This window comes from Chitinophaga oryzae (genome assembly GCF_012516375.2).
GTDB classification, from domain to species: domain Bacteria; phylum Bacteroidota; class Bacteroidia; order Chitinophagales; family Chitinophagaceae; genus Chitinophaga; species Chitinophaga oryzae.
Genome location: NZ_CP051204.2, coordinates 5,105,463 through 5,125,099 on the forward strand (window position 1 = coordinate 5,105,463; position 19,637 = coordinate 5,125,099).

20 protein-coding genes are annotated in these 19,637 nt (G+C 47.9%); 6 read left to right on the forward strand and 14 right to left on the reverse strand.

Annotation, left to right across the window (positions count from 1 at the left end; translation table 11 throughout):
- Positions 1–2 precede the first annotated feature (2 nt).
- The 3 genes from HF324_RS20320 to HF324_RS20330 are packed head-to-tail and all read left to right on the forward strand — an operon-like array spanning position 3 to position 3,405.
- Positions 3–839, forward strand: a complete 837-nt coding sequence (locus tag HF324_RS20320) for a DUF4843 domain-containing protein (RefSeq protein WP_168860679.1) — start codon at positions 3–5, stop codon at positions 837–839.
- Positions 840–849: 10 nt separating this feature from the next.
- A complete protein-coding gene (locus HF324_RS20325; protein WP_168804242.1) occupies positions 850–2,259 on the forward strand; it encodes a PKD-like family lipoprotein in 1,410 nt (469 codons plus the stop codon).
- 12 nt (positions 2,260–2,271) lie between these two features.
- Positions 2,272–3,405, forward strand: a complete 1,134-nt coding sequence (locus tag HF324_RS20330) for a TlpA disulfide reductase family protein (RefSeq protein ID WP_168804243.1) — start codon at positions 2,272–2,274, stop codon at positions 3,403–3,405.
- Between the two features lie 173 nt (positions 3,406–3,578).
- Here the strand turns inward: HF324_RS20330 and HF324_RS20335 are convergent, their stop codons facing one another.
- The 3 genes from HF324_RS20335 to HF324_RS20345 all read right to left on the reverse strand — a co-directional run bounded on the left by HF324_RS20335 (position 3,579) and on the right by HF324_RS20345 (position 5,640).
- Complete coding sequence (locus HF324_RS20335) at positions 3,579–4,565, reverse strand: terpene synthase family protein (protein WP_168860680.1); 987 nt, start codon at positions 4,563–4,565, stop codon at positions 3,579–3,581.
- A 110-nt stretch (positions 4,566–4,675) separates the two neighbouring features.
- Entirely contained in the window at positions 4,676–5,311 is a 636-nt protein-coding gene (locus HF324_RS20340) for a DUF3667 domain-containing protein (RefSeq protein WP_246269598.1), read from the reverse strand.
- Positions 5,312–5,397: 86 nt separating this feature from the next.
- Positions 5,398–5,640 carry a hypothetical protein gene (locus HF324_RS20345; protein WP_168804246.1) on the reverse strand — a complete coding sequence of 81 codons (243 nt, stop codon included), beginning with the start codon at positions 5,638–5,640 and terminating at the stop codon, positions 5,398–5,400.
- An 89-nt stretch (positions 5,641–5,729) separates the two neighbouring features.
- Between HF324_RS20345 and HF324_RS20350 the strand changes: the two genes are divergently transcribed.
- Complete coding sequence (locus HF324_RS20350) at positions 5,730–6,488, forward strand: response regulator transcription factor (protein ID WP_168860681.1); 759 nt, start codon at positions 5,730–5,732, stop codon at positions 6,486–6,488.
- 19 nt (positions 6,489–6,507) lie between these two features.
- On the opposite strand, the gene HF324_RS20355 is transcribed toward HF324_RS20350, so the two are convergent.
- The 5 genes from HF324_RS20355 to HF324_RS20375 form a co-directional block, all read right to left on the reverse strand.
- Positions 6,508–8,799 (reverse strand): xanthine dehydrogenase family protein molybdopterin-binding subunit, encoded by a 2,292-nt coding sequence (locus HF324_RS20355; RefSeq protein WP_168804248.1) that lies wholly within the window; start codon positions 8,797–8,799, stop codon positions 6,508–6,510.
- 29 nt (positions 8,800–8,828) lie between these two features.
- Positions 8,829–9,284 carry a (2Fe-2S)-binding protein gene (locus HF324_RS20360; protein WP_168804249.1) on the reverse strand — a complete coding sequence of 152 codons (456 nt, stop codon included), beginning with the start codon at positions 9,282–9,284 and terminating at the stop codon, positions 8,829–8,831.
- A gap of 268 nt (positions 9,285–9,552) precedes the next feature.
- On the reverse strand, positions 9,553–10,743 hold the full coding sequence (locus HF324_RS20365) for an MFS transporter (RefSeq protein WP_168860682.1): 1,191 nt from the start codon (positions 10,741–10,743) through the stop codon (positions 9,553–9,555).
- A 78-nt stretch (positions 10,744–10,821) separates the two neighbouring features.
- Positions 10,822–11,097: an ArsR/SmtB family transcription factor gene (locus HF324_RS20370; protein WP_168804251.1), complete on the reverse strand. Its 276-nt coding sequence runs from the start codon at positions 11,095–11,097 to the stop codon at positions 10,822–10,824.
- 161 nt (positions 11,098–11,258) lie between these two features.
- A complete protein-coding gene (locus HF324_RS20375) occupies positions 11,259–11,636 on the reverse strand; it encodes a nuclear transport factor 2 family protein (RefSeq protein ID WP_168804252.1) in 378 nt (125 codons plus the stop codon).
- A gap of 92 nt (positions 11,637–11,728) precedes the next feature.
- Here HF324_RS20375 and HF324_RS20380 point away from each other — a divergent pair, with 92 nt between their 5' ends.
- Entirely contained in the window at positions 11,729–12,136 is a 408-nt protein-coding gene (locus HF324_RS20380) for a winged helix-turn-helix transcriptional regulator (RefSeq protein WP_168804253.1), read from the forward strand.
- A 113-nt stretch (positions 12,137–12,249) separates the two neighbouring features.
- Here the strand turns inward: HF324_RS20380 and HF324_RS20385 are convergent, their stop codons facing one another.
- The 5 genes from HF324_RS20385 to HF324_RS20405 form a co-directional block, all read right to left on the reverse strand.
- Positions 12,250–13,050, reverse strand: coding sequence for a 3-keto-disaccharide hydrolase (locus HF324_RS20385; RefSeq protein ID WP_168860683.1), 801 nt, complete (start codon positions 13,048–13,050; stop codon positions 12,250–12,252).
- A gap of 153 nt (positions 13,051–13,203) precedes the next feature.
- Positions 13,204–14,103: a helix-turn-helix domain-containing protein gene (locus tag HF324_RS20390; protein ID WP_309475627.1), complete on the reverse strand. Its 900-nt coding sequence runs from the start codon at positions 14,101–14,103 to the stop codon at positions 13,204–13,206.
- Between the two features lie 66 nt (positions 14,104–14,169).
- Positions 14,170–15,174, reverse strand: coding sequence for an aldo/keto reductase (locus tag HF324_RS20395; protein WP_168860684.1), 1,005 nt, complete (start codon positions 15,172–15,174; stop codon positions 14,170–14,172).
- Between the two features lie 233 nt (positions 15,175–15,407).
- On the reverse strand, positions 15,408–15,683 hold the full coding sequence (locus tag HF324_RS20400) for a redoxin family protein (protein ID WP_220101208.1): 276 nt from the start codon (positions 15,681–15,683) through the stop codon (positions 15,408–15,410).
- A 194-nt stretch (positions 15,684–15,877) separates the two neighbouring features.
- A complete protein-coding gene (locus HF324_RS20405) occupies positions 15,878–17,323 on the reverse strand; it encodes a hypothetical protein (protein ID WP_168860685.1) in 1,446 nt (481 codons plus the stop codon).
- A gap of 202 nt (positions 17,324–17,525) precedes the next feature.
- Between HF324_RS20405 and HF324_RS20410 the strand changes: the two genes are divergently transcribed.
- Positions 17,526–18,527: a beta-ketoacyl-ACP synthase III gene (locus HF324_RS20410; RefSeq protein ID WP_168860686.1), complete on the forward strand. Its 1,002-nt coding sequence runs from the start codon at positions 17,526–17,528 to the stop codon at positions 18,525–18,527.
- Positions 18,528–18,530: 3 nt separating this feature from the next.
- On the opposite strand, the gene HF324_RS20415 is transcribed toward HF324_RS20410, so the two are convergent.
- Positions 18,531–19,631 carry an endo-1,4-beta-xylanase gene (locus tag HF324_RS20415; RefSeq protein WP_168860687.1) on the reverse strand — a complete coding sequence of 367 codons (1,101 nt, stop codon included), beginning with the start codon at positions 19,629–19,631 and terminating at the stop codon, positions 18,531–18,533.
- Positions 19,632–19,637 lie beyond the last annotated feature (6 nt).

The following is a 19,637-nucleotide window of genomic DNA, read 5'->3' on the forward strand; positions in this document are numbered from 1 at the left end:
CCATGAAAAGATATTTGATCATTACAATGCTCGTCAGCCTGCTATTCAGTTGTAAAAAGGATGATATTGAACCGTATAGCCTGACAAAAGATAACATCTACCTGAATTATGCCAATACGGACAGCCTTGTCTACTCATTTGCATATCATCCTGAACTGGCAAAAGATACCATTTGGGTACCCGTTATCATATCTGGCAAAATAACCCATCAGGACAGGCGTTTCGAACTGACCGTCGTAGATAGCGCAACTACCGCTGTATCCGGCAGGCATTATGAGCAGTTAAAGCCTTTTTATAAGATGCCCGCGGGCTCGGGCACCGTTAAAATACCGGTAGTGTTGCTGAACACAGATACCGCACTGGCAAACAAGTCCGTAAACCTGACTATCCGGGTTTCCGGTGGCGAGGATTTTGCCTCCGGCCTGCCTGAGAAAATACGCACCAAACGCATACTGTATTCCAACAGGCTGGAAGAACCGGCATGGTGGTCATCCTGGGCGGGGAACCTCGGGAAGTACTCCCGGGTAAAACATCAGCTGTTCCTGATCAGCAGCGGCACCACCGATCTCGTGATTGCCAACTCCTATCCCGAATGGTACCTGGAAATCCCGAGAACGCTATATTATATCGCCAATACCAGCTATCTCCTGAAATACCCATTCCAGTGGGTAAGCGAGCATCCTGAGGCAGGGTATATACTGGAGAAAAGAAATGACAATACCGGAGACTACGACTTCTTCAGTCCCAGCGCTCCCACCAGGCGCTTTCTGCTGAAGTACTACGCATCGGTCAACAAGTATGTGTTTATTGACGAAAACGGGGACCAGATCCTCTTTTAAAAATATAACTATGCGCAAAGGATTAATTGTTTTTTGTCTATTAGCCGGCGTCATTGCTTCCTGCAAAAAAGACCTGGGTAACTATAAATATCACGTACCGGCAGCGCCGCAACTTGCCGGTATTACAGACAGCACGGTAAATGCGATCGTCGGGGACTCCCTTGTTATCAGTCCGGCAGTGACCCTCGAAGACGGCAACCCCGCAAAAGACCTGGTATTCGACTGGGATATCAGTGTTGCCGAAGAAGCCAGATCGGACCACTATACAGGCTACCCTTTGAGGATCGTATATAACCTGAAACCAATGGTGCGTAACGCGAAGATCACCGTAACGGATCAACGTAACGGAATTAAATATTTCTATAAATTCAAGATCAACGGCGGCACCCGGTTCTCTAAGGGCACAGCGGTACTCAGTACAGATAAGGGAATTACCCGCCTGTCATTTATACGCCCGGATAGTACAGTGAACCCGGACCTGTATCACACCTTACACAATGAGGACCTGCCGGCCAATCCTGTTCAGCTGTTTGCAAAACCATTGGTTTACCAGGAGAATAGTGTGGAAGACTATTGGGTCATCTGTAAAGACCCTGCCAAACAAAGCGTCATCATTGACGGCAGTACCATGTTACGTAAACGTTACTTCGGAGAACAATTTTTCAAGCCACCTGTTCCGATGGAAACGCAGGCATTCAACGGTGCCCAGGGGATCCCGACCGGTATCATCAACGGTAAACTGTATCTCAGCATCACCTCCACCGCGCCCTATGCGCCGGATTTCGGGAAATTCTCCAGCATGCAAACAGGCAACTATTATCTGGCCCCATACTACAGCCGGTATAATTTCTTTTTTGGATTTGACACTATACGCCATGGCTTCGTCACCTTCGATGGTGGCGGCAACTTTATGGGAAGTGATTATCAGGTAGCCGGAAGCGCCTTCAACCCCGCCAACCTGGGGCCCGGTGAGCTGCTTTACATGCAGGTCATCCCCAGCGTTTCCTACGCCTACTATAAATCTGCGGACGGCAACGTATACGAGTATACGTTTACAGTACAAATGAGCAACTATGACCTGCGCACGATCATTCCTTCCCGGAAACGTGTATTTAAGGGATCGGCATTGCTAACGCCCGACAGTCGCTGGCAACGGTCTTCCGTGGATGTCTTTTATTTTACCTCAAATGACAGGATCTACCGATACAACCCCGTTAATGAAGACCTGCGCCCGCTGGACGCCAATTTCAACGGAAAGAAAGTAACTATGCTGAAGCTGAGCACTGATGGCAACGTACTTACCGCCGGAATTGAGGGCAGCGTCGTTCGGCTGGACGTAAGCGTCGGTAAGAACGGAAATATCGCCGGCCGGGTAAACGGCATCCCCGGCGCCCCGGTTGATATTATTTCAAGAAACTAAACATAAAAAATAATGAAAAACATTTTAATACTGGCAGCCATGAGCTTGCCATTAGCCAGCCAGGCACAAAAAGGCACATTCACCATCGAGGGGAACATCGGCAGGCTGAATAGCCCCGCTATGGCATATATCGATTATATGTGCGATGGTGCAGGAAAAGAAGACAGCGCCGTTGTCACCAATGGCAGATTCACCTTTAAAGGCCTCAGCACCGGTCATTCCTATGCGCGCATGGCGCTGAGTCATGATGGCAGCGGGAAACAGAAGGCTGTTTATACCGGCGACGTGATATACTTCTATTTTGGGAAAGAGGAAATTAAGATCACTTCCGCCGATTCCCTGGCGAATGCTACGATCGCAGGTTCTAAGGTATACAATGAATTCATGGCTTACAACAAAGCTATTGGCGGCAGCATTATGGACCTGAACAAGTGGGCAAACGGGCAGGTAAACGCAGCATCCCCTGAACAAAGGCAAGACACCGCATTCCTTGGCCGTATTAACACAGAATACCGCAAGCGTATAACAAACCGCGCGAACGCACAAATTGAATATGCCATAAAACACCCCAACTCCTACTTCGGTATGGTGGCCCTATCGGAAGGTACCGGTACACCTGTGGACGTAAAAAGAATAGAGCCCGTCTTTAACAGTATGCATAAAAGTCTGCGTGAAAGCGATATGGGCATAGAGTTAAAACAACGTATTCTCGCAGCTAAAACTATCCATGTCGGCGCGCCGGCTCCCAGGTTCACCCAGACAGACGTCAACGGTCAACCCTTGCGGCTGGATGATATCAAAGGCAAATTCGTATTAGTGGAGTTCTGGGCCAGCTGGTGCGGGCCTTGCCGCGCAGAGAACCCCAATCTCACTCAACAGTATGCAAAATATAAAAGCCAGGGATTTGAGGTAATTGCAATATCCCTTGACGACCACAAAGACAAATGGCTGGAGGCGATAGCAAAAGACAAACTTCCATGGATACATGTATCAGACCTGAAAGGATGGAATAATGAAGTGGGGCGGCAATACGGCATCCGCGCCGTTCCTGCAAACTTCCTGCTGGACGAAAACAAACACATTATTGCGTTAAATCTCCGCGGAGAAGAGCTGAATAAAAAACTGACGGAACTATTCGGCAACTGAGATGGCATACAGTATCCCGGTGCTAGGTTCCTGCTCACGTCAAATACCGCCTGCCATGTTTACAGCAGGTGGTATTTGACGTCCTTTCAAACAGGATAATGCTGGTTTAGGGTGTCATATTATGCTTATCCAATTAGCGGTACCGGCTGCAAACAACCAGTCTGTTCAATACATCAGGCTTTTGGCAGTTCCGCTGCCTGCGGAAAACCATTTATGCCATAACGTGCTGTTTCCAGCAAGGAAACGGATTGCCATCCTTTCATAAAAGCCCCCATGTCTTCTATTAATGCAAGCACAGCATCGTTCCATTTTCCGAAGTCAGGAAGGGCAGCCCGTAAGACAAGAAACGCTTCCAGGTCGGCGTCATGCAGACGTATTGTTTCTGCCACTGCGTCATCCCTGGTTATTTGATAATGATGCTGCAATACTTTTACCACATTGAAATATACCTCTCCGCTTTCTTCATCTTTAAGCAAGGATTGTACGTCATTGAAATAGCCGATAATCCTGGTGGTAAGCTCATACAGTCTTTTAATGACAGGATGCGCGTAAATATGATCGGGCAAGGTGACTTCATTCTGGATTTCTATGGTATCAATAAAAGCGCAAATCATCAATATTCTTACCCTTATATTAAGCAGATTGCCCACCGTTGGAAATATTTTTTGTTGTTTATAAAGCACCTCCATTTCCAGGCCATCGAAATAATCATTTATCGCATTGGCAAAGCGATTGACGGACGCCGCAGGAATAAACTCCATAAAGCCTTCCCGTATGGCGTACAACTGATATGCAAGCGGTATCTGCGCTTCTTCAGGCGTGATTTGGCCTTTCAACACAGCCACCGACCGCTCCTGCGCATTCCTCACCTCGGCAACGGTAGCGACCTCATACATATCGTCGTTGTACATAGACCAAAGCATGAACCGTCCCAAAGGCAGCATACGTTCAAAGCTTCGGGTTTTAGGCCACCAACGGGCGGACATGAATCCCGTTTTGGTCTGCTTATACTTTTCTCTTGTTGAAAACGGGACCAGATCTTTTAGTTCCCCGTCAATCCACTGCGTGTCCGTTACCTCTTGCAGTGTCGCCGCAAACGGGCTGATCAGGTTGGGAAACGGGTAGTTAAAGCGGTCGTTGAGAATTTTTCTGATGTTCATGATGGTTACTTTGAGGTTTCCTAATTTACAAAATTTGGCTTAAATGCCCACCCCCAAAAAACAAAAACCCCGCGTCATACGCGAGGTTTGAAAACAGCCGTCGCAGGCCATCAATGTTTGAAACGATCTACCAGCGCAGCCAGCAGTTCAACAGTCATCCAGAACGATACGATCCCCAATAAGTAACCTGCTAAACACAAAATATATCCTTTTACCCTCTTTCCGCCCAGTAGCTGACCGATAGCCCACATACAGTATATCAGCGTAACACACTCTGACACCAGCTTCATATTTATCCCGCTGAGTCCCTGCACCAGCGCAAACACGGTGTATATCAACATCCCAATGCCAATCACGAAACATAGTGCAATGAGTATCTCATAAAAATTATATCCGCTCTTACGCATAAATAATCTCAGCCAGGTTCCTATAAAGAGGCCCATAATGATATTGGCATATCCGTAATGATTCTCTATCCATTCAGTGATGGCGGCAAAGGTGGCATACTTCGTGGCATCACTTACGATATGGTCCTTTTCAATATGAAAGAAATGGGTGACCAGCGTATATAGTAACGAACTGATGATGAGGAAAATGACCGGCTTTATCAGCCGGCTCCTGTCCTCCGTAAGAAACCTCCTGATACTTTCTCCGGGACGTACCAGCAACTCCCTGATCGTGTACAATATCCCCTTCTCAAAATGAAGGACATGCATGACTTCATGAATGATATAATGGCTATCCACACGTTTCAGTGTTACAGGGGTGCCACAATAACCACAAAATGCATTAGCAACGGCTGTATTACAATGCTTGCAATTCATAGGAGTAATTATTGGGCCTCAGCAGCCGTACGGGACTTCAGTTCTGCTTTAATAGCCTTCAACTGTTGAAATAATGGGAAAAACAATAACGACAAAGGAAACATCGGCGCGAGATAAACCATCCTTTTCTCTTTGATCATGATAACGCAGGCGATCATTATCACCCATAGGACCAGGAATGCTACCAAAATTCCCAGTATACGGCTTTTTCTTCTCAGCAGTTCATTGGTGTCAGTACCAGACAGGTTCATAATGTAGATTTTACACCAAAATTCATGACTTTTTCCTTGCAAAACCCTACACTTGAGTGTAAATTTATAGCCAATCCAAAGGCTTTTGAATGAAAATTAATCCCGGTAATACCCTGTTGACAAAGAACAGATTAGATAATATTTCCGAACATGACCGCCACAGGCAGCACTACCTGGACGTAGTGCAGGCATTCTCCCGTCTTTCATACGAAAGCATTTACATCATAGACTATTCAAACATGTCATTTGAGTATGTATCAGATAACCCGCTGTTTTTATGCGGCCATACAGCAGATGAAGTTTTGCAGCTGGGTTATGAGTTTTACTTCCGTCATGTGCCGGCAGCGGACCTGGAACTACTTTCCATCCTGAATGATGCAGGCTTTGATTTCTATGCAGCGCTACCGGAAAAAGAGAGGAAGCAATACAGCATCTCTTACGACTTTCACCTGACCAGCAGGGCAGGCAAGCAAATACTGGTCAACCACCGGTTGACACCGCTCTTTCTTACTACTGAAGGGAAAATCTGGAAATCCATGTGCATGGTGTCACTCTCCTCCCAGCAAAAATCCGGGAATGTCCGCATATTCAAACAAGGGAGCAACGACATCTGGAAGCTGAACCTGGAAACGAGGAAATGGATCAAATCTGCCAAACCTGTACTGACTGACAGAGAACTGGAAGTGCTGCGTATGTATGCACAGGGGTTCTCCATCAGCCAGATTGCGGAAAAAATATTCGTGGCGCCGGATACCATTAAATACTACCGGCGCCGGATATTCGAACGGCTGGAGGTGAGTAATATCGCAGATGCCCTGGCGCAGGCGGTGAATAACAGGCTCGTATAAAAAATCTTATGGCGCCGCCTCAGGCATTCATATCTATAGGGAGTGTGTAGATGCGTTTTCCTGTTGCCTTATAAACCGCATTGCACAGCGCCGGCGTAAAGGGCGGCACGGGCGGCTCTCCGATGCCTGTTGGTTTGGCAGCGCTTTCCACAATGTGCACATGGATCTGCCCGGGCGATTCCGGCATCCGGATGATCTGGTAGCCATCGAAGTTGTTTTGCTCTACCTGTCCGTTTTTCACGGTGATCATGCTTTTGAGGGCGAGACTCGCAGAGAACTGGGCGCCTCCTTCAAACTGCGATCTGATGCGGTCCACATTTACTGCCAGGCCACAGTCCACGGCGTAATATACATTGGGAATGGTGATTTTGTTATTTGCATCCACCTGTACTTCCACCACGCAGGCTACATAGGTCAGGAAGCTTTTGTGCGCGGCAAAGCCGAGCCCGGAACCTTCAGGCATGTCTTTCCCCCAGCCGGATTCCTTCGCCACGCGGCGGATGACCTCTTTCATGCGGGCAATTTCCCAGGGATAACTGGCAATGTCCTCCCCATAATTAGGGTAGGTAGTTTTCACCAGTTCCCCGCTGAAAGTGATATTGCGGTCTTCCCCAAGCAGTTCCAGCGCATTGGCTACGGGGTCTACTCCTCTGGCTTCCGCTACCTCGTCCAGCATAGTGGCAGCGGCAAAGGCCTGTGGGATATTGCGTACGGACCGCAGCCAGCCTATGCGCAGATGTGCTTTGGCGTCGTGCGTTTCCACGTTGATGGCAGGGACATCGTATGGAAAATCAGTTGCGCCCAGTCCCAGTTCTCCATCGCTGGGCTGCACGACGGCGCTGTCTTCCGTAGCAGAAATAGAGGGATAAGCGATGTGATGGTCCCAGCCGCTCAGTTTATTCTGGTTGTCGATGGTGGCAACGATCCGTTGCACGCTCAACGCATGGAAATAATCGTGATGGATGTCGTCTTCCCTGGTCCACTGTACCTTAACGGGGAGCCCGGATTCTTTTGCCAGCAGGGCCGCTTCCACGATGAAGTCCGGCTTGGACTTCCGGCCGAATGCACCACCCAGCAAAGTTACATTTACCCTTACCTTGTCCACCTGGAATCCCAGGGCTTCTGCTACCGCTTCCCGTGCTCCCTGCGGATTTTGTGTACAGGCCCAGACTTCACAGCTATCATTTTTCACAACGGCGAGGGCTGTAGGTGGCTCGAGGGTGGCGTGTGCGAGATAAGGCGCCACATAAGTATGATCAATCACTTTTTTCGCAGCGGCTTTTGCAGCCTCGAAGTTGCCCCGTTTTCTGCGCACCGTCCCTTTCTTTGTCACCTCCTGTTTTAACGCTTCTATCTGTTCAGCGGAATTGTAGCCCGCGTTGGGGCCCAGGTCCCATTCCACTTCCAGCAGGTCGCGGGCTTTGATAGCCGCCCAGGTGTTTTCCGCGATAACGGCCACGCCGCTCAGGGGTTTTCTCAAGGTGGCCGGCAAGCCGGGGCCTTTGATGGCGATCACCTTGATAACACCGGGGATGGCGCGGGCTTTGGTATCATCGAACGACTTCACGGCGCCTCCCACAACGGGACATCTTTTAATAACGGCGATTTTCATCCCGTCGGTCACGGCATCGATGCCAAAAACAGCTTTGCCGGTTATGATATCGTGCAGGTCCACAATAGGAGTTTCCTTTCCTATCAAGTTGAACCTGCTATTATCCTTTAATTTTATTTCGCTTACCGTGGGAACGGGCAACGCTTTAGCTGCTTCCACCAGTTCCCCGAAATCCAGCTTTTTGCCGGAGCCCTTGTGGACCACCTGTCCTTTTTCGGTATCACATTCTTCGGCAGGTACTTTCCATCGCTGAGCGGCGGCCCTGATCAGCAGCAACCTGGCAATGGCGCCGGCTTCGCGCATGGGTTTGTAGAACTGCCTGATGGAAAATGAGCCATCTGTATTCTGATTGCCATATTTTTTCTCATCTCCTTCCGCCTGAACGATACGGACATTATTCCAGTCGGCCCCCAGCTCGTCCGCCACAATCAGCGGAAGAGAGGTCCGGATCCCCTGCCCCATTTCGGAACGGTGGGCAACAATCGTCACCTGACCATCCGAGCCAATCTGTAAATAAACGTTGGGGGCGATGGTAACTATCTTCTTACCTTTTTCATTACAGCTAAAGAAACTTACGCCCAGTACAAGTCCGCCGGTAAGCAGGCCGCCCACCTTCAGGAAATCCCTCCTGGAAGCGCTGAAAACTTCAGAAGTGACATTCCCGTTTTTCTTCTTTTGAAAAGGAGCTGATATTTTCATGATTTGTTCGCTGATTGAGAATGGAGAAATTATTTGGACGCTGCTGCTGAAATGGCCGCCTTGATCCTGTTATAGGTCCCGCACCTGCAAAGGTTGCCCTGCATAGCCTGCTCGATCTCCTGGCCGGAAGGGTGTGCGTTCTTTTTCAGCAACGCCGCCGCATTCATGATCTGGCCGGTCTGGCAATAGCCGCATTGAGGCACTACAAATTTTTCCCAGGCTTGTTGCAAAGGATGGTCCCCATCTTCCGACAATCCTTCTATGGTGGTAATTCTGGCATCGCCAACACCCGAGACGGGATAACTGCAGGACCGGACAGCGTCATCGTTGAGATGTACCGTACAGGCGCCACAGAGGGCCTTTCCGCAGCCAAACTTAGTGCCTTTCAGGCCGATGATGTCCCGAAGCACCCATAACAATGGCATATCTTCGGGCACATCCACTTCGTGCTTTTTGCCATTTACCTGAATTGAATATTTAGCCATAATGTTCTGTTTAAAGGTAGAGCAGTATAAGGTTGAATTACCACAGCCAGGCAAAACTTTATTTAATTTAAGCCATTCGGCTAAGAAAAAGAAATGAGAAATGAAAAATTAAACAATTCAAACCGGAACGGCTGCCGAAAGGGCCCTGACGGGCTAACGCCTACGGATATCTGAAGTGGGTGGGAATGGAGGCCGGAAACAAATGAGTAACGCAGCGGCCTGCAGGCAGGCTACTGCGTTACTCATTTACCATCCCGGCTCAAAGCGTTTATGCATGCATCATGCTGACCATCGGTTCGTTCTCCGTTGTCGCAGCGGGTAATGGTTGCTGATGTTTTTTACCGAATGTGACAAAGCTCAGGCCCAGGTTGGCAGCCAGCAATCCCACGCTCATCCAGATAACATGATGCACACCATACCTGGCGATGATCAGACCGCCCAGCATGGTGCCCAGGGAGATACCGATATTATAACAGGATGTCAGCAGACTATTCACAAACTCCAGTGCACTGTGAGGAACGGAGCGGGTTGTACGGATATTGCCGATCAGGAAACCGCCGGTGTGGATAGCGCCCCACAAAGAAAGAAGGATCACCATGGGTACAAAGAGGCCGCCGAAAACATAAGCCAGGAGCTGCACGACTATAAGCGCTGTAAAGAATACGCGGGTAGTGAGCATCACGTTTTTACTTAAGGCCTTACCTGTAAGCCAGTTACCCAGTACGCCCATACCGCCGAACAGGAGCAGCATAACGCTGATCTGGGTGCCGTTCATGTGCGTGATCTTTTCCATATAGGCAGCCAGGTAGCCGTAACTGGAAAACATTCCCGCCAGCATCAGGATGGTGGAAACAAGATTTAACCATAGCAGGGGGCTTTTTAAAACATACAGCTGGCTATCGCCCGACACCTTCCTGGTGGCCGGCATGGATGGCACATACAGGACCAGTCCGGCGAATGCAATCAGGCTAACAAAGCTCGCCAGGAAAAAAGATGCCTGCCAATTGCCAAAAAATTCAGCCGCATAAGTGGTGATCGGTACGCCCATGACCGTGGCGATGCTGACGCCTGACATCACTATGGAGACGGCTTTGCTGCCCGACTCTTTGAAAGCTACAGCCAGTGATATATTCCAGAACAGCGGGTGCAGGAAGGCAGGCAAAACCCGGGCGATCATCAAAACGGTGAAATTGGGAGCAAATGCCGAAAGAATATTGGACACTACAAATACCGCCAACACCATAGACATCAGCAGCTTGCGGTTGAGATTAGTAGTCAGCGCGGTTATAAACGGAGATGATACCGCCACCGTCAGCGCAAACGCACTTAACAGCCAACCCGCTGTTTCCAGGGAAACATGAAACACCTGAGCCAGGTTAGGCAATACACCTATAACGCCGAATTCTGTTGTAATAATGCCGAAAGCTCCCAGAGCCATTGCGTATATGGACTTTTTCATAAATTCTCAGTTTGAAACATTTAAATGTATCTATATAATAAAGGTCACGAGATAGTATGGTCCGGCGTTTTAAAAAAATCAGCCCCTCAGGGAATTCAGGCTGGCGATATAGTCGGCCAGCACTTCCTGGTTTAAAATGTATTTGATATTCCTTCCTTCTTTTTCAGGTATGACCAGATCTGCCTCCACCAGCTGTTTCAGGTGGTGGGAAACGGAAGGTTGCGTAAGATCAAGCATATCGGTTATCTCTGCACAGTACAAACATCCCTGCTTCTTCCTGATTTCCTGCAGGATGGTAATCCTGCTGGCGTCACTTAACGCACGGGATATTTTCTCAAATTTTTTATTGTCCATCCGGAAAATAAATTGATTCCGGAGCAAAGATAAGCGGAAATATAGAAACATATAAATATTTCTATGCAAAAATTTGAAATGATAATGGGGTGACAAACGGGCATAAACCGAAGAACCTCCTCTGTTTATAAAGCGGGGCTGAACAACTGCAAAGCCTCCGGCTACTTCGAATTATTCATAAAAGTCTGTGTATCAAAAAAAATTGTCAGAGAACTGAGTTTGCCATGATCAATCGTCCAGTATTCTGCCACATTCCCATTTATCCTGGCGCCATTCTGAAAAACGAAATCATAATTGGCGATTACAGCAGCCTTGTCTCCTTCAACGATCACCTGCTGCACGCGCATACTTTCAAAACGTTGCGAGAAGCGCCTGATAATTTCAATATAGGCCTGCTTTCCCACAACAGGGTTCGGGTTTGTCATATCACCGCCAATGAACCGGAAGTCGTCTGACAAGGTATGCTCCCAACCTTCCTTCTTTGAGAATCCATCATAATAGGCCTCCAATAGTTTTTTTGCATCAAAAGGATTTTCCATGACAAGTTAGCTTTAAATGGATAAATTTGTTATTGCAAAATACAATAACAAATATAAAAAGAAATTGCAAAATGCAATAACTTAATTTATTTATGGAAAACAAAAGGTCCGATTGCCCAATCAGTTGTTCTTTGGAGGTATTTGGCGACAAATGGTCTTTGTTGATCATTCGCGATATTATGTTACGGGACAAGGTATCCTTCAGCGAATTTTTGGCGTCAGAAGAAAAGATAGCCACCAATATTCTTGTCAACAGGCTGAACCTTTTAGAATCGGAGAAAATCCTGGTAAAAGAAGTATCGCCCTTAAACAAGTCGAAATTCGTATATAGCCTCACTCAAAAAGGGGCCGATTTACTGCCAATTGTGATTGAAATAATGGATTGGGGCGCCAAATACAATAAAAATTGTCCGAGGAAAGAGCTGGGTAAACGAATTAAGAGCGATAAGCCGGCGGTGATTAAGGAGTTGACTTCGGAGCTGAAAAAGAAAATAAAATAGTGGCGGCCTGCCGTTACCGTAGCGCTATGCACCGCCTGCTATCACAGGAAAGCCTGAACGAAAAAGCGGCCTTCCGGCCGCCCTTTCGTGATTAAAGATAAGATGCTGCCATCCTATTTATTAACAGGGCGAAGGTCCAGTATCCGGATATTCCTGAAGTCCACCGGCTGCCCTTCACTTTGCAAGGCGATATAACCTTCTGACAACAGTTTTCCGTCTATTTTCACCGCGGGGTCATAGTTGTTTACCACACCGCCGCCGATTTGGGGCTTTGAATATTGCAGCACGGTATCGCCATTGATGATATGCGTGATGAGCGAGTCGCCCAGTACAATCAGCTCGCCTCTCACCCATTGTTCGCCTTCATATGTTTTGGATGAAGATTCAATACAATGCTGCGGGTCCAGCTTTCCTTTATATACAACGTTGGTCCCGGGAGAGCACATATTGCCGGTAGGACGGGCATTGCCGTCTCCCAGACCTGCGAGCAGCTGCATTTCCACGGAAATCGGCCAATCCTGTTCCTTTGGCATGGCGCGGGGGTCCTGGGAGTGAAACATTACACCGCTGTTTAGCAGTGTATATTCCGGCGCAGAAGGATACCATTTCCCTACAAAGCGATACTCAAATTTCAGGTGATAATGTGAGAACGGACGTTTATAATAGAGATGCCCAAACTGATCGTTAAAATCGCCGTACTGGTCATAACGTACCTTAATGATGCTATCCTCCACCCGGAAGGTATTACCAAAATTATCGCCGGCATTGTGATGATGAATTTTCACGATCCAGTCATCCAGGTCTTTGCCGTTAAACAGGCTTACCCATTGCGGGCTGTTTTCTTTTGCGGTTTGCCGGCAAGCCATGCAATACAGCAGCGTCAGTACGAGAAGGTACGAAAGTCTTTTTTTCATGTGGGCAATGTGCATGTTCACTTTTACAGGTAAGCCATTAAGATAGGGCAAAAACCTGGTAAATAAAACATGCCAGCCACCAACACCGGAAATTTACCAATGACTGCCTGGCCGGACCATGCTTATCCTGTATGCTTAACAGGTGTTTCCTGATTAGTTAAATGCCTGCCGGAACTGAAGCGGTGACAGGCTCGTTTTCTTCTTAAACAGCGTGCTAAACGATTGCGGGTGTTCAAAGCCCAGTGCATAAGCAATTTCGCTTACCGATAAATCTGTAGTCGAGAGTTTTTCCTTCGCCTTTTCAATCAACTTCTGATGTATATGCTGCTGTGTATTTTGCCCTGTATGCATACGCAGCAGATCGCTCAGGTAGTTTGGAGACAGGTTCATGAGTTCGGCTATGCGTTGCACCGTTAACAGTTCCTGTTGCGTGGTCGTACCGCCATCAAAATGCTCATCGACAAGACGTTCAAATTTGGCAAGCAGTTGATGATTGTGGTTTTTCCGGGTGATAAACTGCCGCTCGTAAAATCGGTTGGAATATTTGAGCAGCAACTCAATTTGCGACAGGATGATTTCCTGTGTATATTTATCAATATGCTGGCATTCCTTGTCGATCTTGTTCAATATGGCCATAAGATCATCTTCTTCTTCCGCAGAAAGATGCAGCGCCTCGTTTACAGCGTAAGAGAAGAAATTATAATCGTTGATGGCACTTGCCAAAGGATGGGCCAGTAAAAAGTCACGATGAAAAACAAGCAGGTAACCTGATCCGCATTCCACGTTGTTCAGGTCCAGGTATTGAACCTGATCAGGTGCAGTAAAGCTCAGCACCCCCTTATCGTAATCATAATGTTGCTGGCCATACCGTATTTTACCCCTGACTTCCCGTTTGAGGGCAACACAATAAAATTTATTCACAAACCCTTTCCAGATGTCATCTTCCAGGAAAATACTCCCGGCAAGGTTAATTACACTTACCAATGGATGGCGCGGCTCGGGCAGCGAGAGTAAGCGGTGAAATTCTGATACGGATCCGATGACGTTCATCATACTGATTCAAACATTTAAACAGGTAAAGTAGCGGTTGCATTCTAAAAATGCAACCGCACAAAGGCGCTAATCGATAAGCCCCATGCTAAACTCGTCGTATGGATTACCGGTATCAGTACCCAGCGGCACAATACTTTCGAGTTTCGACATGTCGGCTTCATCTAATACAATTTCGGTGGCCGCAATGTTTTGTTCCAGATACTTTCTGCGTTTGGTCCCCGGAATAGGTACGATGCCTTTATTGATAATCCAGGCGAGCGCCAACTGTGAAGCGGTTATCCTTTTCTCCCCGGCCATTGTCTCAATTGCCTTAACCAACTCAAGATTCCTGTAAAAATGAGCTTCCTGAAAACGGGGAATTGCCCGGCGAAAATCATTTTCGGGTAAATCGTCTATGGTCCGGATCTGTCCGGATAAAAAGCCCCGTCCTAACGGGGAATAAGCAACAAAACCTATTCCAAGTTCATTTAAAGTATTCAGTATGCCACGTTCCTCTGCTGTCCGCTCAAACAAAGAATATTCACTTTGCACCACCGTAACGGGGTGAACCGCGTGCGCTCTTTTTATCGTTTCTGAAGATACTTCCGATAGTCCCAGATACCTGACTTTTCCTTCCTTCACCAGCTCGCTCATTGCTTCCATGGTTTCTTCGACGGGCGTATTCTTATCAAGCCGGTGCATATAGTACAAGTCAATATACTCCGTGTTGAGATTTTTAAGAGAACGCTCTACCGCGGTTTTCACATATTCTTTTTTACCGTTAATACCCCAGGTCACTTTGTCGTTAGCATCTATTTCCCAGCCGAATTTTGTTGCAATAATATATTTATCCCTGCTGCCACGTATTGCTTTAGCAATCAGCTGCTCATTTTTGAAAGGACCATACAAATCGGCAGTATCCAAAAAATTGCCCCCTAATTCGAGCGATCGGTGAATGGTGGCTATAGCCTCCTGCTCATCGGCCTCGCCATACATGTTCCCTTCTTCAAAGCCCGTCATACCCATACAGCCCAAACCTATAACCGGCACTACCAGACCTTCGCTTCCCAAATTGATGTTCTTCATATCCATAATTATGATTTTTACAGATCAAACTTCGCGAAGAACATCTTAATGGCCGTATGCAAAACCCGGTAAGTTGTATGCAAATCAAAGATTGGCGTTACTTCATTCATAATTGTCCGATCAGCTCCTGAATATCAACCCTGTTCATATAGTTGGTATCAACAAATTTGTAGGTGATACTGCCATTGGTATCCACTACGAAAATGGCAGGAACAGGCAGTTCGTTATTATCGTTCCCGTTATATTCCGACAGCGCAATAAGGGCACCAACTGCCGCGAAAAAAAGCCACTATCACTTTCCCGTTTTTTAGCAGTTCTTTTAACGCTATGGCTTTACTATTCATATTTAACAGGTTAAAATCAGGAAACTTTTCGCCTGTTCCGATACTGCTTTCCTCAATGCCCTGCGCTTTCAGTTCGTGAATTGACTGGCCGAATATCGCCAGGACTTCTGAAGGAAGTTGTTTTACTAAATTTTCATTCAGTTCATTAATCTGTTGCTCTAAACTTTTCATATCCTGCTGTTTAATTTTAGCAAAGTTTTGAAACCAAAAGCAGAACTGCAATACCGCATATAATTATCCCTATGGGATAAAAAAGTCAATTTTTGTGAACCCGGGGAACGAGCGACAGAAGAATGTAGTTCCTGATCCCTATTGTTCCGGCAGACTTACCAATAATAGCGTCGGACCAAGCTTCCGTATTATATTTATCCGGGCATCATCATCTCCAATACCACGCAGCCAAACCTGGTACCAGGATCATCTACCTGCGTAATGTCATACACAAATTGCACTATATTATCTGACAGCCGATGCACGGTGGTGGTAATGTCATAAGGCACACCTGCGGGCATAATACGCGCGGGATGAACAGCAACACTCTCTACCACCAGCCTGGTTCCGGGCAGCTCTCCCAGCACGTCCTTTATCCACTTTTCCGCTTCCAGGTGCAATAACCGGAACAGGAATAACGCCGGCACGCAGGGATAGCCCCCGAAATGGCCAAGGCAATGTATTTCATCTACAGGAGCTAACCGGGACACATAATGCCAGGCATTGTCAAAAGACATGCGGCTGATAACAGGAAGGGGCAGTGATTCTCCCGGCGCTGTTTTTTTATCGCTTTTCAGGAAGACAAATCTATTTTTAAAGTCCGCTTCATTCCACATATAATAATCGAAAAGTACCTGGTAGACCATATTTCCCGCATCATCCAAAATGCGTATAACACTTTTCCGCTTTCTTTTACTGATTTCCTGTGTATGGAGCACCACTTTCAAAGATGTATCAGCCAAAAAATTACCGATGCGCATGCACGTAAAGCGCTCCGCCAGCATATACTGGTTTGTTCCCGGCGCATACAGGCGGCAGGCATTCCACGCTTCGGCCGACAGGCATTGCTGGATCATTGTAACAAACTCGCTGTTTTGAAAATTACCGGCAGGTCCCAGGTCCGCTTCGAGATATTTCCCCCTGGTCACCATAGCGGCAGCCGGCAACCGGAAAAAGGGAGGCCGCATGCCTGTCTGAATATCGCCTGGCGGTACAACAGCCTCCTGGTATATCCTGAAAACATAATCACAGTTACTATTCTCGTCTACCGCAGACGCAAGCGCTGTAACTTTCCAGCCGGGTGCGGCCACATCGCGTATCCCTTCCAGGAACGGCAGTATCACCGGCCATTTCAGGAGATGGGTCATTTGCAGCTGCTGACTGATCCTATGATAACGGTCTGTTCCCCGGATAGTGAATACCACTTCCGCAGCCGAGTAGCTATTGACCTCGAAATTAAATTCAGGGCTGGCGGTAAAGATGGCAGCAATAATAACTTCCAGGACGCCCCTGGCATCCCGCTCCAGTAAAGGGTAGGTCTCCATTATTCTGCCGGCCTTGTTCTTTCCCAGCGTATATATCAGTGATGAAGAAAGGGCTTCCGCCATATCAGGTCCTTCCAATGCAACTGCCTGCTGAAGCAGCAAGCCATAAAAGGAAGCAGTAATCTCAGACATGCCCAGCATCAGCTGCGGCAGATTTCCCGGGAAATACCGGTTGAACACAGCAGCTGCATCCATATCCGGATGATAACTGTCCTTGTTTCTGAGAGCGGATAATTCCTGCGCAAGCGCAGACAACGGATAATTTTCAGGAGACATGGTTACAAATATTAGACATTAAAAAACAGGGAAACAACGGGCATCCTGCGAAGCTATAGCCATACCATATACCTGGGACTGCAGTTGGACCATGCCGTTCTACTTCACCAGCTGTTGATACCTTTGAACAAGCTACTATCCATTGTCTATTTTGTTAGATGTACTAATTGTTACCCTTTTGCTATCCTTAAAAAACCTGACTATGAAAAAGAGCAACGCGGTTGTCACAGCAGTCGGCGGATACGTTCCGCCGCATATTGTTTACAATGAAGAGCTGGAACAAAAAATGCACATCCCCTCCGGGTGGATTCCCAAATATCTCGGCGTCAGGGAGCGGCGTTTTATCCGGGAGGAAGGCGTCGGCACTTCTGCCATATGCGTGCAGGCAGCCCTTGAAATCTGCCGTAAACGCGGCATACAGCCATCAGAACTGGATGCCATTGTACTGGCCACTACCACCCCGGATATGATCACGCCTTCCACCAGCAATATTGTTGCCCGTGAAATCGGCGCCAGCAAGGCGTGGGCTATCGATATCAACGGGGCATGCAGCGGCTTCCTCTCTGCGCTGGATATTGCCTCCAGGTACATAGAGCAGAACATATACCGCTACGTGCTGGTATTGGGAGCAGATAAAATGAGCAGTATTATCGGCGGCCAGGACCGAATCACCACCTGCCTTTTTGCCGATGGCGGAGGTGGTGTGTTACTGGAGCCGGGGCCTCCCGACAGCGGGATACAGCACTGTTTCCTTCGTACAGACGGCAGCGGCGCCGACCTGCTCTATGTGAAAGCCGGAGGTTCGCGCTGGCCGTCCTCTACCACCACGGTGCACAACCAGGAACATTATCTCTACATGGATGGCAAAGCTATTTTTGATTATGCGGTATTACGCCTGACAGAGGCCATCACCCAAACGATGGTAAAAAACGAGCTGTCGGCACAGGACATTACCTGGCTGGTACCCCACCAGGCTAACCAGCGGATCATTGACCGCACGGCGGAAGTATTGTCTTTTCCGGCTGAAAAAATAATGCGGAACGTTGACCGCTACGGGAACACCACTTCCGGCACGATTCCCTTGTGCCTGTGGGATTACGAGTCGCGCCTGAAGAAAGGGGACCGCCTGTTGCTTGCCGCTTTCGGCGCCGGGTTTACCTGGGGTGCGTTGTATATGATCTGGGGATATGATGGCCAAGGATAGTATTCAAAATTTAACGACTGACCAAAACGCTTTCTTGGGTTGCAGCTCCTTATCGAACAGCAATGGATAATCTTTTCTGCCACGCACCGGGAAGTTGTCCAGCCAGCTATACCGGTCGGAGATATTCCAAAACGTTACGCCCGTCAGGACATCGCGGTACTTGCGAAAAGATGCAAAACACCGGCGGTACTGCTCGAGCTGTTGCTGCTCCCTTGCTGCGGTAAACGCCGTGGCGCTGTCGCCCGCTTCCCGTTCCCTCATCTCATGTTCCTTGCGGTACACGGAAACATCAAATTCAGTAATTTGTATCTTCAGGCCCAGCTTTGCAAAATCTGCCATCGTTTTATCCAGCTGTTCTGCCGATGGCTCGTTAACGGCCCAATGTGCCTGCAATCCCACTCCATGAACCGGCACCCCTTTGCTGATAAGGCCATTGAGCATACGGATAATTTTTTCCCGTTTTACAGTGTTTATCTCATTGTAATCATTATAAAACAACAAAGCATCGGGGTCCGCTTCATGGGCCCACTGAAATGCTTTCTCTATGTATTCTTCACCACAGATCCGGTACCATAGTGAATTCCGGTAAAACTCATCCTTACGGTCGCTGATCACTTCATTGGCCACATCCCAGGCATATACGGTGCCCTTATATCTCTTTACCACAGTCGTAATATGCGCTTTCAGGCGCTGTAGCAACACGTCTTTAGATACCTGTTGTCCGTTGGCGTCCTTAAAAAGCCATCCGGGGGCCTGGTTATGCCAGACTAAGGTATGCCCCCTGAGCTTCATTCCGTTACGGCGGGCAAAGGCTGCGACAGTATCAGCATCCCTCCAGTTATACAGCTGCTCTTCCGGATGAATGACGCCCATTTTCATAGCATTCTCCGGGGTAACACTGTTAAACTGCCGGACCACCAGTCCTGCTTCCTCTGTGTGCAGCGCACGCGCTGAAACGGCCACGCCTATAGGAAAATAATCCTTGTAATAATCTTTCAGTCCCCGTACCTCCGGCCCGGCAAAAGAATGAGCCCGGTAAGCCACGCAGGAAAAACTTATAGCGACAGTCAGTAAAAAAACAATAACATGGCGGATATACTTCATAAGTTG

Bases quoted from the DNA above. Each gene is read 5' to 3' on its own strand.
- HF324_RS20320 (WP_168860679.1), top strand. From the start codon at position 3: ATGAAAAGATATTTGATCATTACAATGCTCGTCAGCCTGCTATTCAGT.
- HF324_RS20325 (WP_168804242.1), top strand. From the start codon at position 850: ATGCGCAAAGGATTAATTGTTTTTTGTCTATTAGCCGGCGTCATTGCT.
- HF324_RS20330 (WP_168804243.1), top strand. From the start codon at position 2,272: ATGAAAAACATTTTAATACTGGCAGCCATGAGCTTGCCATTAGCCAGC.
- HF324_RS20335 (WP_168860680.1), bottom strand. From the start codon at position 4,565: ATGAACATCAGAAAAATTCTCAACGACCGCTTTAACTACCCGTTTCCC.
- HF324_RS20345 (WP_168804246.1), bottom strand. From the start codon at position 5,640: ATGAACCTGTCTGGTACTGACACCAATGAACTGCTGAGAAGAAAAAGC.
- HF324_RS20350 (WP_168860681.1), top strand. From the start codon at position 5,730: ATGAAAATTAATCCCGGTAATACCCTGTTGACAAAGAACAGATTAGAT.
- HF324_RS20355 (WP_168804248.1), bottom strand. From the start codon at position 8,799: ATGAAAATATCAGCTCCTTTTCAAAAGAAGAAAAACGGGAATGTCACT.
- HF324_RS20360 (WP_168804249.1), bottom strand. From the start codon at position 9,284: ATGGCTAAATATTCAATTCAGGTAAATGGCAAAAAGCACGAAGTGGAT.
- HF324_RS20365 (WP_168860682.1), bottom strand. From the start codon at position 10,743: ATGAAAAAGTCCATATACGCAATGGCTCTGGGAGCTTTCGGCATTATT.
- HF324_RS20370 (WP_168804251.1), bottom strand. From the start codon at position 11,097: ATGGACAATAAAAAATTTGAGAAAATATCCCGTGCGTTAAGTGACGCC.
- HF324_RS20375 (WP_168804252.1), bottom strand. From the start codon at position 11,636: ATGGAAAATCCTTTTGATGCAAAAAAACTATTGGAGGCCTATTATGAT.
- HF324_RS20380 (WP_168804253.1), top strand. From the start codon at position 11,729: ATGGAAAACAAAAGGTCCGATTGCCCAATCAGTTGTTCTTTGGAGGTA.
- HF324_RS20385 (WP_168860683.1), bottom strand. From the start codon at position 13,050: ATGAAAAAAAGACTTTCGTACCTTCTCGTACTGACGCTGCTGTATTGC.
- HF324_RS20390 (WP_309475627.1), bottom strand. From the start codon at position 14,103: ATGATGAACGTCATCGGATCCGTATCAGAATTTCACCGCTTACTCTCG.
- HF324_RS20395 (WP_168860684.1), bottom strand. From the start codon at position 15,174: ATGGATATGAAGAACATCAATTTGGGAAGCGAAGGTCTGGTAGTGCCG.
- HF324_RS20400 (WP_220101208.1), bottom strand. From the start codon at position 15,683: ATGAAAAGTTTAGAGCAACAGATTAATGAACTGAATGAAAATTTAGTA.
- HF324_RS20405 (WP_168860685.1), bottom strand. From the start codon at position 17,323: ATGTCTCCTGAAAATTATCCGTTGTCTGCGCTTGCGCAGGAATTATCC.
- HF324_RS20410 (WP_168860686.1), top strand. From the start codon at position 17,526: ATGAAAAAGAGCAACGCGGTTGTCACAGCAGTCGGCGGATACGTTCCG.
- HF324_RS20415 (WP_168860687.1), bottom strand. From the start codon at position 19,631: ATGAAGTATATCCGCCATGTTATTGTTTTTTTACTGACTGTCGCTATA.